Annotated in this window: 11 protein-coding genes; 7 read left to right on the forward strand and 4 right to left on the reverse strand. The window is 69.5% G+C overall.

Annotated features, from left to right (window positions below; genetic code table 11):
* Window positions 1–35: 35 nt before the first annotated feature.
* The 6 genes from JOF29_RS10405 to JOF29_RS10430 are packed head-to-tail and all read left to right on the forward strand — an operon-like array spanning window position 36 to window position 5987.
* Window positions 36–1151, forward strand: a complete 1116-nt coding sequence (locus JOF29_RS10405; RefSeq protein WP_209693998.1) for an exo-beta-N-acetylmuramidase NamZ family protein — start codon at window positions 36–38, stop codon at window positions 1149–1151.
* On the forward strand, window positions 1148–2113 hold the full coding sequence (locus JOF29_RS10410; RefSeq protein WP_209693999.1) for a GNAT family N-acetyltransferase: 966 nt from the start codon (window positions 1148–1150) through the stop codon (window positions 2111–2113). Before JOF29_RS10405 ends, JOF29_RS10410 begins: the two co-directional genes overlap by 4 nt.
* Before the next feature lie 2 nt (window positions 2114–2115).
* Window positions 2116–3399 (forward strand): ABC transporter substrate-binding protein, encoded by a 1284-nt coding sequence (locus tag JOF29_RS10415; protein ID WP_209694000.1) that lies wholly within the window; start codon window positions 2116–2118, stop codon window positions 3397–3399.
* Window positions 3396–4343, forward strand: a complete 948-nt coding sequence (locus JOF29_RS10420) for a carbohydrate ABC transporter permease (RefSeq protein WP_209694001.1) — start codon at window positions 3396–3398, stop codon at window positions 4341–4343. The genes JOF29_RS10415 and JOF29_RS10420 overlap by 4 nt, the downstream gene beginning before the upstream one ends.
* Window positions 4340–5218: a carbohydrate ABC transporter permease gene (locus tag JOF29_RS10425; protein WP_209694002.1), complete on the forward strand. Its 879-nt coding sequence runs from the start codon at window positions 4340–4342 to the stop codon at window positions 5216–5218. The genes JOF29_RS10420 and JOF29_RS10425 overlap by 4 nt, the downstream gene beginning before the upstream one ends.
* 10 nt (window positions 5219–5228) lie before the next feature.
* Window positions 5229–5987, forward strand: coding sequence for a PIG-L deacetylase family protein (locus JOF29_RS10430; RefSeq protein ID WP_209694003.1), 759 nt, complete (start codon window positions 5229–5231; stop codon window positions 5985–5987).
* Window positions 5988–6005: 18 nt separating this feature from the next.
* Here the strand turns inward: JOF29_RS10430 and JOF29_RS10435 are convergent, their stop codons facing one another.
* Together JOF29_RS10435 and JOF29_RS10440 are read right to left on the reverse strand one after the other, a co-directional pair.
* Window positions 6006–6773 (reverse strand): acyl-CoA thioesterase domain-containing protein, encoded by a 768-nt coding sequence (locus JOF29_RS10435; RefSeq protein ID WP_209694004.1) that lies wholly within the window; start codon window positions 6771–6773, stop codon window positions 6006–6008.
* Between the two features lie 156 nt (window positions 6774–6929).
* Window positions 6930–7688 (reverse strand): helix-turn-helix transcriptional regulator, encoded by a 759-nt coding sequence (locus JOF29_RS10440; RefSeq protein ID WP_209694005.1) that lies wholly within the window; start codon window positions 7686–7688, stop codon window positions 6930–6932.
* A 64-nt stretch (window positions 7689–7752) separates the two neighbouring features.
* Here JOF29_RS10440 and JOF29_RS10445 point away from each other — a divergent pair, with 64 nt between their 5' ends.
* Window positions 7753–8514, forward strand: a complete 762-nt coding sequence (locus JOF29_RS10445) for a phytanoyl-CoA dioxygenase family protein (protein ID WP_209694006.1) — start codon at window positions 7753–7755, stop codon at window positions 8512–8514.
* A 222-nt stretch (window positions 8515–8736) separates the two neighbouring features.
* Here the strand turns inward: JOF29_RS10445 and JOF29_RS10450 are convergent, their stop codons facing one another.
* Together JOF29_RS10450 and JOF29_RS42905 are read right to left on the reverse strand one after the other, a co-directional pair.
* Window positions 8737–10149 (reverse strand): AI-2E family transporter, encoded by a 1413-nt coding sequence (locus JOF29_RS10450; protein WP_209694007.1) that lies wholly within the window; start codon window positions 10147–10149, stop codon window positions 8737–8739.
* The gene (locus JOF29_RS42905) at window positions 10146–12257 is read right to left on the reverse strand and encodes a hypothetical protein (protein ID WP_245357534.1); all 2112 of its coding nucleotides are present in this window, start codon (window positions 12255–12257) and stop codon (window positions 10146–10148) included. The genes JOF29_RS10450 and JOF29_RS42905 overlap by 4 nt, the downstream gene beginning before the upstream one ends.
* Between the last annotated feature and the right edge of the window lie 107 nt (window positions 12258–12364).

A 12364-nucleotide genomic window follows, 5' to 3' on the forward strand; every position in this document is an offset into this window, starting at 1 on the left:
TCCTGCAGGATCCATGATCTGGGTTGGTGGTAGCGATGGTGGTCCGGACCGGCGCACAGCGTCTGGCCGAGGACCCGGGGTTGGTGCCCGACGGGCGCCTGGGACTGATCACGAACTTCACCGGTGTACTGCCGGACCTCACGCCGACCTCGGTCGGGTTGCGTGCGGCCGGGTTGCCGTTGACGGCGTTGTTCGGTCCCGAGCACGGACTCCGGGGTACGGCGCAAGCGGGCGCCAGCGAGGGTGAAGGCGTCGACCCGGACACCGGGCTGCCGGTCTTCGACACGTACCGGCGGAAGGGCCGCGAGCTCGACGACCTCTTCTCGGGCGTCGACGTACTGCTGTTCGACATCCAGGACATCGGGACGCGGTTCTACACCTACGTCTGGACGATGTACGACTGCCAGCAGGCGGCCGCGCGGCTCGGCCTGCCGTTCGTCGTGCTGGACCGGCCGAACCCGCTCGGCGGCGTACGGGTCGAGGGGCCGACGCTGCAGCCCGGGTTCGAGAGCTTCGTCGGACGGGCGCCGATCCCGTTGCGGCACGGGCTGACCGTCGGCGAGCTGGCGCTGCAGCTGGGTACGGCGAGCGTGGTCGAGCTGGAGGGCTGGACGCGCCGCAGCTGGATCGGGGCCCGCGGTGTCGAGCCCTGGGTCCCGCCCTCCCCGAACATGCCGACCCCGGACACCGCGCTGGTGTACCCGGGCACCGGCCTGTTCGAGGGTACGAACCTCAGCGAGGGCCGCGGTACGACGCGACCGTTCGAGACGATCGGGGCGCCGTACGTCGACGACCGGTTCGCGCCGGCACTCCGCGAACTCGGCCTGCCAGGGGTGGTCTTCCGGCGGACCTGGTTCGAGCCGGTGTTCAGCAAGTACGCGGGCCAGGCGGTGTCCGGCGTACAGCTGCACCTGGTGGATCGGGACACGTTCGAGCCGGTGCGGACCGCGCTGGAGATGCTGCGGGTGCTGAGAGAGTTGTACCCGGACGACTTCGCGCTGCTGCCGTCGCTGGACAAGCTGTGGGGGTCGGACTCGCTGCGGAAGGCGCTGGAGGCGGGCGACGACCCGCTCGACCTTTTGCCCGCGGCAACCACACCTGCCGGGTGGGTGCGTCCCGGCGTACTGCTTTATGAAGAGGATGCCCGATGATCCGTGCCTTCCAGGTCGGCGACGGACCGGCGATCGCTGCCGCGTGGACCGCCGCGGCGCCGGCCGACCCGATCTCGTACCAGCGGCTTCGCGACCTGTTCCTGCTCGACCGGAACTTCGACGCGGCCGGTCTCCAGGTGGCGGTGATCAATGATCAGATCGTCGGCGCCGCGTACGCCGTCCGCCGGCTGATCGCGGTCGACGCCGACGACCTGGAGCCGGCGTCCGGCTGGATCCCGTTCTTCTTCGTGCATCCCGACCATCGGGGGCAGGGGCTCGGCCGCGAGTTGTTGACCGCGGCAACCGACTGGCTGCGGTCCCACGGGCGGACCGAGGTCTTCTTCTCGTCGTACACGCCCAACTACTTCCTCCCCGGCCTCGACGCGGCTCGCTACCCGGCGGCCGCCGGGCTGCTCGCCGCGCTGGGATTCCAGCGCGGGTACGACGCGGTCGCGATGGACCGCAGCCTCGTCGGGTACGCCGTACCGGACGAGGTCCGCAAGCGGATCGACGCGCTGACCGCCGAGGGCTACAGCTTCGGTACACCGTCCGACGACGAGCTGACCGCGCTGATCGCGATCGCCGGCACGGAGTTCAACCCGGACTGGGGGCGCGCGATCCGCGAGGGCGTCGTCGCCGGACTGCCACTGGATCGGATCGTCGTCGCACGCAACCCTGACCGGGAGATCCTCGGCTGGGCGATGCACGGGACGTACGAAGGCGTGATCGACCGCTTCGGGCCGTTCGGCGTACTGCCGGCGTCTCGCGGTACCGGGCTCGGCAAGGTGCTGCTGCACCTGACGCTGGAGCGGATGGTCGCCGCCGGCGCGCACAGCGCCTGGTTCCTGTGGACCGGCGAGAAGTCCGCCGCCGGGCAGCTGTACTTGAAAACGGGGTTCGACATCACGCGCACGTTCACCATCCTCCGGGCGCCGTTGCACCCGGCCGGCGAGAAGGAATGATCATGAGGATTGCCAAGGGTTTGCGGCTCGCTGTCGCGCTGGGCCTGCTGGCCACCGGCGCTGCCGCGTGCGGCGGGGGCAGTGGCTCCGGGGGCTCCGGCGGCAAGGTCGAGCTGACGCTGCTGAGCCACTACAGCGACGGCCCGTCCAAGGAAGGCCTGGACAAGATGATCCAGGAGTGGAACAAGGAGAACCCGAAGATCCAGGTGAAGTCGCAGGTGGTCAAGTTCGACGACCTGCTGACCACGATGACGGTCCGGCAGACCGGCGGCCGCGGCGCGGACATCGTCAGCGCGTACGGCCTGTGGGGCGGCCAGCTGATGAAGGCGAACGTCGTGGCCAAGGTGCCGGACGACATCGCGACCAAGATCAAGGCGGAGTACAGCCCGGCGGCGCTCGGCGCGGTCACCACCGGCGGCACGCTGCTCGGGTACCCGACCGAGCTGAACACCTACGTGCTGTTCTACAACAAGAAGATCCTCGCGGCGGCCGGGATCAGCAAGCCGCCGTCGACCTGGGCGGAGCTCGCGGACGCCGCCAAGAAGACCGTGAAGCGTGATGCCAACGGCAACATCCAGGTCGAGGGCCTGAGCCTGATCCAGGACGGCGACAACAAGTCGGTGCACCCGTTCCTGTCGCTGCTCGACTCCGCCGGCGGCAAGTTCCTCGCTCCCGACGGTACGGCGCAGTTCGACGACGCCGCGGGCAAGGCGGCGCTGAAGTTCGAGGCGGACCTGGCGGCCGCGAAGGCGACCAACCCGTCGATCATGCCGACCAAGCAGTTCCGCAGCGGCGGCGTCGCGATGGCGATCCAGGCCGGCTGGTGGATCGGCAGCCTGAAGAACCAGATGAAGGACAAGTACTCCGACGTCGGCGTCGCCGCGATCCCCGGCCCGACGCCGGGCAGCAAGGGATCGCTGGCGTACGGGTTCTTCATGGGCGTGAACCAGCGCAGCAAGCACGCCGACGAGGCGTGGAAGTTCCTCACCTGGATGAACGAGCACAAGACGCCGGACGGCAAGGTCACCGAGACCGGCAAGTGGCTGGCCGACCAGGGCCTGATCCCGCCGCGGACCGCGGACCAGGAGGAGTACAAGAAGTCGCTGTCCGACCCGAACCTGGCGCCGATCTACGAGGCGGCGACGTACGCGATGGCCGAGCCGAACCAGCCCGGGGCCTACGAGGCGAAGACGGCGCTGCACAACGCGATCATGGGAGTGCTTGCCGACGGCAAGAACCCCGACGACGCGCTGGCGCAGGCGGCGAAGGCGGTCAAGCCGCAATGACGACCGCGGTCTCCCGGGTCGGCGACAGTCGCACGGCGGCGGCGCCGGCCCGGCGGCTCGGCAGGCTGCAGCGCGAGGGGCGGGCGGCTTACCTGTTCCTGTCCCCGGCGCTGCTGTTCTTCTGCGTGTTCCTGATCCTGCCGTTCGTCTTCGCGATCATCCTCGCGTTCTCGGACTGGGGCGGCTTCGACCTCGGCACGCTGAAGTGGGCGGGTGCGGCGAACTTCCGCGACGTGCTGAGCTTCAACGGCACCTTCGTGAAGCCGATCCTGGTGAACACACTGCTGTTCGCGTTCGGGTCGGTGTTCCTGGCCACGTTCGGGTCGGTACTCGTTGCCTACTGCATCGACCGGCTGTCGTTCCAGGGCTTCTGGCGGGTGCTGTACTTCCTCCCGGTGGTCGCCACGGTGGTGGCCATCGGCAACGTGTGGAAGATGATGTACCAGCCGGCCGGGATGATCAACGGCGTACTCAACAAGCTTGGCGTGAACAGCATCGGGTTCCTGTCCGACGCGTCGTACGCACTGCCGTCGGTGACCGTCGTCCAGGCCTGGGCGTCGATCGGCGGCGCCGTACTGATCCTGACCGCCGGGCTGAAGGCGATCCCGGAGATGTACTACGAGGCGGCCGAGGTGGACGGCGCGAACTCGTGGCACATGTTCTGGTCGATCACACTGCCGTTGCTGCGGCCGGCGTTGCTGTTCGTGCTGATCACGCAGTTCATCGGCGGGCTGCAGTCGTTCGCGCTGATCATCGTGATGACCGGGGACGGCGGGCCGGTGAACGCGACCAACGTGGCCGCGTTCGAGATGTACCAGCGGGCGTTCAAGTACGGCGCCTGGGGGACGGCGAGCGCGATGGCGATGGTGCTGTTCGTGATCATCCTGGCGATCACGCTGCTGCAGCTGTGGATCGCCCGGCGGCGCGGGGAGGAGACCTCGTGAGACGACGTGGTGGCAAGTTCCCGTGGGTCGCGTACCTGGTGGTGATCCTCGGCGCGGTGGCGATGGTGATGCCGTTCCTCGACATGGTGATGAGCTCGTTCAAGGGCGCGGGCGAGTACGGCGTGATCCCGTACAAGCTGCTGCCGTCGTCGTTCAACCTGGACAACTACCGGGAGGCGTTCTCGCAGCTGGAGCTGCCGCGGCTGTTCCGGAACAGCGTGATCGTGACGGTTTCCGTGACGGTGTCGGTGCTGGTGACCTCGTCGATGGCGGGGTACGCGCTGGCCAAGCTGCGGTTCCGTGGGCGCGCGGTGATCTTCCGGTTCATCCTCGCGACGATGATGCTGCCGCCGTTCCTGCTGCTGATCCCGACGTTCCTGATCATGCTCAACTGGCCGCTCGCCGGTGGCAACGACATCCTCGGGCGCGGCGGCGACGGCGGGCTGACCACCAGCCTGGTGGCGCTGATCCTGCCGTTCACGGTCAGTGGTTTCGGTATTTTCCTGATGCGGCAGTTCATGGTGTCGCTGCCGGACGAGATGCTCGAGGCGGCCAAGATCGACGGCGCGAACCAGTGGCAGACCTGGCGGCTGATCGTGCTGCCGCAGACCAAGCCGGTGGCGATCACGCTCGGGCTGATCACGTTCATCGGCACCTGGAACGAGTACATCTGGACGCTGCTGATCTCGTCGTCCGACCCCTCGTTGCAGACGTTGCCGGTCGGGATCCAGCTGCTGCAGAGCTTCCTCGACCCGGACCGCACGATGCCGATCGTGATGGCCGGGCTGGTGATCAGCACGCTGCCGGTGCTGGTCGTGTTCCTGCTGTTCCAGAAGTACTACGTGCGTGGCGTCGTACTCAGTGGCCTGAAATGAGGAGCGTCCTATGACCAGCAATGCAACCCGCTCGGTGCTGGCGATCGGCGGACACATCGGCGACATGGATCTGACCGCCGGTCCGACGCTCGCGAAGCTCGTACTGGAGGGCGCGTCGGCGACCATCGTCGCGCTCACCCCCGGCGAGCGCGGCCACCCGCGGATGACGCCGGCCGACTACCGGAAGCAGAAGATCGCGGAGGGGTCCGCGTTCGCGGCGGCGATCGGCGCGGACTTCCAGGTGCTCGACCACAGCGACGGGTTCCTGCCGGCCACCGACGACGTGGCGCTGGAGCTGGCCCGGATCATCCGGGAGAAGCAGCCGGACACGATCATCACGCACTGGAAGCACTCGATCCACAGCGACCACGAGCACACCGCCCAGGTGGCCGAACGCGCCCGCTTCCTGGCCGGCCTCCCGATCGAGTCGGACGAGGACTTCAAGGCGCTGACGCCGTACGCCGAACTGGCGGCCCGCGTGGCCGAGCTGCCGCGGCACGGCGTCCGTACCTTCATGCACGCCGAGAACTGGGAGGACATGGAGGGCTTCACGCCCACCCGGTACGTCCCGATCTCCGACGAGGCCTTCTACCGCTGGGTCTCCGCCATCCGCCACCAGGCCTTCGCCCGCGGCGAGACCTACGGCTTCCGCTACATCGACTACTACACAGCCCTGATGACCACCCGCGGCTGCCTGGCCGGCTACCCCCGGGCCTGCGCCTTCCACACCAGCCCAACCCCCGAAGTCAGCAAACTGGCAGGCCCGTAGCCGTGGCTCCCGCGGCGTTCAAGTGCGGAGCGTGAGGATCTGGGCGAGGGTGCCGATCGGGCCGTGGGTGTCGTGGAGGACGCTGCTTGTCAGGCCGATGCCGGTGGGTCCGAACGTGACGGTGGTGTCGAAGCCGACCCAGTCGCCGCGCGGTTCGGCGAACAGGTGTGCCGTGAGGTCGACGTTCGGGAACGCCACCTCCTTCGGGTCCGCCCGTACCGTCATCCCGTTCGCGATGTCGAACAGCCCGGCGGCGCGGGCGAGCGGGCTGACGTCCTCCTCGTCGATCAGGCGCACCGCCGTACGGACCCAGAACGCGGCCCGCCCCGGCTCCACCTGCTCCCGCCGTACGTCGGCCGACTCGATGAACCCACCCGGCCACACCGACGACGGATCCCACGGCGCCATGTCCTCCGCGGGCGTGATCTTCGGGTACGCCGTACCCCGCAAAGCCGCGGTATCACCGGGCCGCAGCAACCACGCCCGCAGCAGGACCGCGTCCCGCCCGCCGTGGCTGAGCGCCGCCTCCACCAGCTCCACGGTCCGCCCGGGCCGGACGACCCGCACCCGCACGTCCACCACCTCGATCGGGATCGTCCCGAGAATGTCGTACGACAACCGCCCGACCACGATCCCGTCCGTACGCCGCGCGTCCCGATCCCGCTCGACCACATGCACCAGCAGCCCGAGCGCAGGCGCGATGTGCTGGGTCGCGGTGTCCCACGCCCCACCGACCTCCTCGGTCGCGCGGTACGCGGCATCGCCGACCCGTTCGAAGTAGGCCATCCGGTCGAACCTCCTCGGCGTACGTGGGATGACACGGTACCGCTGGCCTCATCGACCAATGGACAGGATCCCGGCGGGACGCATGGATCGGGTCGCTGGTCAGGGGCGAGCTTCCGTAGTGCGACTGGTCAGGGAGAGCGTTCGTAGTGCGGCTGGTCAGGGGTGGGCTTCCGTGGTGCGCAGGGCGCCGGGGGCGGAGCCGGTCGCGGACTTGACGTGGCGGGAGAGGTGGCTGACCGAGTGGTAGCCGGTCAGGTCGGCGACGGCCTGCAGGGGGAGCGTCGAGTTGCGGATGTGGGCGAGTGCGTGGCGGAGGCGTACGGCCTGGAGAGCCGCCTGCGGGCTGGTGTTGCGCAGGCGGGCGAACGCGGCGCGCAGCCCCGACGTGGAGATGCCGAGGTCTCTGGCGACGTCGGCGATCCGCAGCCCGATGGCGAAGCGTTCCTCGAACAGTTGCTCAGCTTGGGCGACGAGCTGTTCGGCGGGCGTCGGTGGTGGGGCGGCGGCGCGGCGGAGGCGGATGTCGAGCTCGGTCAGCAGGATCGCGCGCAGCTCGTCGCTGTCGGTCTCGCGGACGAGCGCGTCGAACACCCGGCGCAGGGTGTGGTCGGTGTCGTCGTAGCACCGGCGCGGCCACGGGTGGTTGCTTGCAGCATCTACCTGGAGGAAGCGGTTCGCGTAACCGGTGCGGCTCTGTTCGGCGTGCCAGGTGTTCGGTGGGGTGAGCAGGACGGTGCCGGGCGTGGCGTCGTACGTCTCGTCGCCGACAGGGCAGGTGATGCGGCCGCGAACGTAGTACACGAGTTCCCAGGACGTGTGGGCGTGCGACGGGTAGTCCTTGCCCGCGGCGGCGGTGTGGACGCCGGCGCCGAGGAGTCGTGGCGATTTGTGCATAAGCCCTGTCGTCTTCTGCATTGTTTCTCTGCTGGGTCGGATCGATGCTGGCATCGATCCGTGCATCTTGGGAAGGGACAGCTCGATGGATATGCAGACCGCGTTGCGCGAGCTCGGCGTGACCGACGACGTACTGACGCCGGCCGAGAAGGAACAGCTGGACCGCGACGGGTTCCTTCCGCTGGAGGGGATCCTGTCGGCGGAGGAAGTGTCCGCGATCGTCAAACGCCTCGCCGAACTGACCGCGGCCGAGGGAGACCGGGCCGGCCTCGAAGTACACCAGGAGAAGGGCACGGACCGGCTGGCGGACCTGGTGAACAAGGACCCGATGTTCGAGGTCTGCTTCAGCCATCCGCGGGTGCTGGCCGCGATGCACCACGTGCTCGGCGAGTTCCGCCTGTCGTCCCTCAACAGCCGCGCAGCCCTATCCGGCCAGGGCCACCAGGCCCTCCACACCGACTTCGGCCACCCCGTCGAACCCGGCGCCTACCAGGTCTGCAACTCCATCTGGCTCCTCGACGACTTCACCCCCGAGAACGGCGCCACCCGAGTGGTCCCCGGCTCCCACCGCCGCGGCACCATGCCCGCCGACGAAATGCCCGACCCCGCCGCCCCACACCCCGACGAAATCCAGCTGACCGCCCCCGCGGGCACGGTCGTCATCTTCAACAGCCACCTCTGGCACGGCGGCACCCAGAACCACACCCAATCTCCGCGCCGAGCCCTCCACTCCTACTTCACCCACCGCCACCTACCCCAGCAACTGGACCAGCAGACCTACCTCCGCGTAAACACCTACAACCGCCTAACCCCCGCCCAACACTTCATCCTCGACGTCACCGGTTAGATCCTCGACGTCACCGGTTACCTCGAATCCGTGGAGGTCGGCCCGCGTCAGCCGCCCAGGTCGGCGCGAATCGCGAGCAATCCAAGGGGTTAACCTCTGACATGGCTCCTTCGCCCACTGCATGCCAGGGGCGAAGGAACCATCTCAGGGGCTAACCCCTGACATGGCTCCCAGACCAGGAGGAACCGGCGGGTAATCCTCCCCAGATGGTCGTTCTGTGCGCTACGAAGCGTCGGCTTTGCGGACCCAGACCTCTCGGATGATGAGGAGGATGGCGGCGGCGGACGGGATGGCGAGGAGGGCGCCTACTACGCCGAGGAGGGCGCCGCCGAGGAGGGCGGCGATGACGGTGACGGCGCCGGGGATGTCGACCGCGCGGCGCATGATGCGCGGGGCCACCACGTAGTTCTCGATCTGCTGGTAGACGATGCCGTAGATCAGGCAGGCGATGCCGGTCCAGAGGCCGCCGGTGAAGCCGATCAGGGCGACGGAGGCGACGCCGATGAAACCGCCGACCATCGGGATGAAGTCGCAGAACATCACCACGATCGCCAGCGCCACGGCGTACTGGCGCAGCCCGATGATCTCCAGGAAGACGAACATCGTGACGCCCGCGCACAGCGCCACCATGAACTGCCCGCTGACGTACCCGCCGACCCTGCCGAGCACCTCGTCGCCGAGGATCGAGACGCGCCGGCGACGGGTACGGGGGACCAGGCTGTACACCGCCCGCTTGACCGACGGGAGCGACGCCAGGAAGTACAGCGTCAGCACCAGGATCGTGAACGTATTGAACAGCGCGCCCGCGACCACTTTGCCGACACCGAGGATGCCGCCGAACGCGCGCTGGGCGAGCGCCGGGTCCTGGATGTACTCCTGGGCCTTCTGGATGAAGTGGTACTTGTTGTTCAGGTTCGTCAGCGTCTTGGACTTCGCGAGCAGATCCAGATAGCCCGGCGCGTTATTGATCAGGCTGTTGATCTGGTCGGTGACGACCGGGACGATCGCGAAGCCGACGCCGACGACCGCGAGGATCATCAGCAGGAACACCACGGCGACCGACAGTCCGCGCTTGAGACCACGGCGCATGAACCATTCGACGAGCGGGTTCAGGCCGACCGCGATGAAGATCGAGACCAGCAGCAGGATCAGTACCGAGCGTGCCTGGCCGAGGGAGTTCCACAGGCCCCAGGCGACGAGTACGCCGAGCGCCGCGAAGAACCCGAACGTGAACGGGTTGCCGCGCCGGATCGGCGGACCCGGCTGCCCCATCCCCTCGGACGGGTGCCGCTCTTGGATCAGGAGTTCGTCCGCGATGTCGAGATCCTCGTCGGCCCGGTCGGCCGCGACGCCGGCATGTACCGCGGCGGCCTCCGCGCTGTGTGCCGAGCCGTCGGCCTCGCTCGCGGATTCCCGCGCCTTGCCGGCGGCGCCGTTCGCTGCGGTGGCCGAGGTCTTCGCGTCGTCGGCCGAGTCGTCGGCCTCGTCGGCGGAGGTGTCCGCGTCGGTTGCTGCTCGTTCACTTCTGCCGGCGGCGGCTTCGGCCTTGGCGGCCGCGGACCGTGCTTCGCGAGTGGCTTCCGCGAGGTCCGCGTCGGTGGTCGCTGTCGAGGTGTCGTCGCCGGGCGGCGTCACATCTTGTCCTTCGGGGATCGCGCGCTCGAGCCGGCCGCATCGGTCTTGCCGTCGGCGGCGGCTTTACCTCCGGACTTCGCCGAGGCGGACGGCCGCGCCTGCACCTGAGTGTCCTCGTTCGCCCGGTCACTCAGCCGAAACTGATCCACCATGGTGGACTCCTTCGGCTCCTCGTCAACGGAACTCCCGCGACCCGAGCCGGCCGAACCGACGGCGCTACCCGAGCCGGCCGAACCGACGGCGCTACCCGAGCCGGCCGAACCGACGGCGCTACCCGAGCTCGCCGAACTGCCAGACGCGCCGGACCCGGCGGCGGATCCAGCGGAGCCCGCTGTAGTACCTGCACCTGTCCCGATGCCCGCGCTGCTTCCGGTGCCTGCGCCGGTGGTGGTTGGGCCGCCGGCGGTTTTGCTGGTCCTGCCGGCGAGGTTGCCGGCGTCCTTCGCGTCGACTCGCAGGCCGGTCTCGATCCGGGTCTCGTCGACCCGCGCGTCCCCGGCACCGGTCCCGACGAACGGGCTCGCACCGGTGAACGGACCCTCGTCGTACGACGACGTACCGCCAGGCGTCGCACCCGGGAACGGGTTGTCCGCCTCGGTCGCCGCCGGGTACGAACCCGAACCCCCAGCCACCGAACCAGCCGCCCGACCGGCGGCCGAGCCACCGACCGCCGAGCCACCGACCGCCGAGCCGCTCGTCGCCGAGCCGCTCGTCGCGCCTCCGGCAGGCCCGCTCACCGCGGATCCCGTCGGCCCGCTCACCGCGGATCCCGTCGAACCGCTGCCAGCAGCCGGCGAAGCAGTCCCCGTACCCTTCGCGCCCTCGGCACCGAACGCACTCTCGGCGCCGAACGGCGCGGACGCCCCACCCGAAGTCGGCGAGGTGCTCCCCGTGCTCTCGGCGCCGAACGCGCTCTCGGCGCCGAACGGCGCGGAGGTCTCGCCCGACTTCTCCGGAGCGAACGGGCTGCCGACCCCCGTCCCCGGCGCGCCGGCCGCGGCGGTCCGCGGGGACTCGGCCGGGCGGGTGAACGGGTTCACGTACGGCGCCGCGGACGTCTCGGAGTCCAGCTCGGCCGCCTGTCGCGCGATGTTGCTGGCGATCTCGTTCAACCCGGCGATCTGGGTCAGGATCCCGTCCCGCCGCTTCGCCAGCCGCTCGGTCTCGCGGGCGACGACGGTCCGCGAACGCTCCGCCTCGTCCGACGCGTTCGCCAGCTCGGCATCGGAACGCGTCCGGGCCGTGGTCAGCAGCTGCTCGGCCTCGCGGCGGGCCCGGGAGAGCGTACGCTCGGCCGACTCCTCCGCCTCGGCGCGGATCTTGCGGGCCTGCTCGGTCGCCTCGGCCACCCGGCGCTCGGACGCCTCGGCGGCCTCCTTCATCTGGGTGGTCAGGCTGTCGGTGTCGGCCGCGATCTGCTGGTGCTTGTCGGCCAGCTCCTTGGCCTGCTGCTCTCGCTCGTCCGCCAGCCGCGCGCGCAGCGCCGCCGACTCACGCTGGATCGCGGTACGGATCTTCTCCGCCTCGTGCAGCGCCCCGTTCTTCAGCGTGCTCGACTGCGACTCGGCCGTCAGCTGCAGCTGCTCGGCCTTTCGGCGGGCCGCCTGCAGTACCTCGGCGGCCTCGGTCTCCGCCGTACGGCGCAGCTCGGCCGCGTCGCCCTCGGCGGTACGCCGCATGCTGTCCGCCTCGTTCAGCGCGACCGTGCGGATGTCCTCGGCCTCGCGGTCGCCGGTCGCCCGCGCGGCGGCTGCCTCCTTGGCCGCGTTCGCGCGCAGCTCGTCGGCCTCGCGCTTGGCCTCCTCGAGCGCCTCGGACGCCTGGTCCTGGGCGAGCCGGAGGATCTGCGCGGCCCGGTCGCCGAGTCCGGCGTACGACGGGTTCGCGCTGGCCTCGAGCTGCCGGCGGGTCTCCTCGAGCTGGTGCTGCAGCGGCGCCACGCTCTGCTGCAGGCCGTCGGCTCGATGCCGCGCCTCGGCGAGTTGCATCTCCAGTGCGCGGACGTAATCGTCCACGGCCTGCTTGTCGTACCCACGGCGACTGACCGGGAAGCCCCCGGCCGCGGTCGCCGTTCGGTCGAAGAACGGCAGGCTCGACTCGTCAGGCATTCCCGAGGTTCCCTTCTGGCGGCTCAGCGTGAACTCCCCACGATAAGCCTGTCAGAAACCCGTTCAAACGCCTAAACGCCCCCAGAGCACGCCGATGCACCGCACCG

Origin of the sequence: Kribbella aluminosa (assembly GCF_017876295.1) — a bacterium.
Taxonomy (GTDB): Bacteria; Actinomycetota; Actinomycetes; order Propionibacteriales; family Kribbellaceae; genus Kribbella; species Kribbella aluminosa.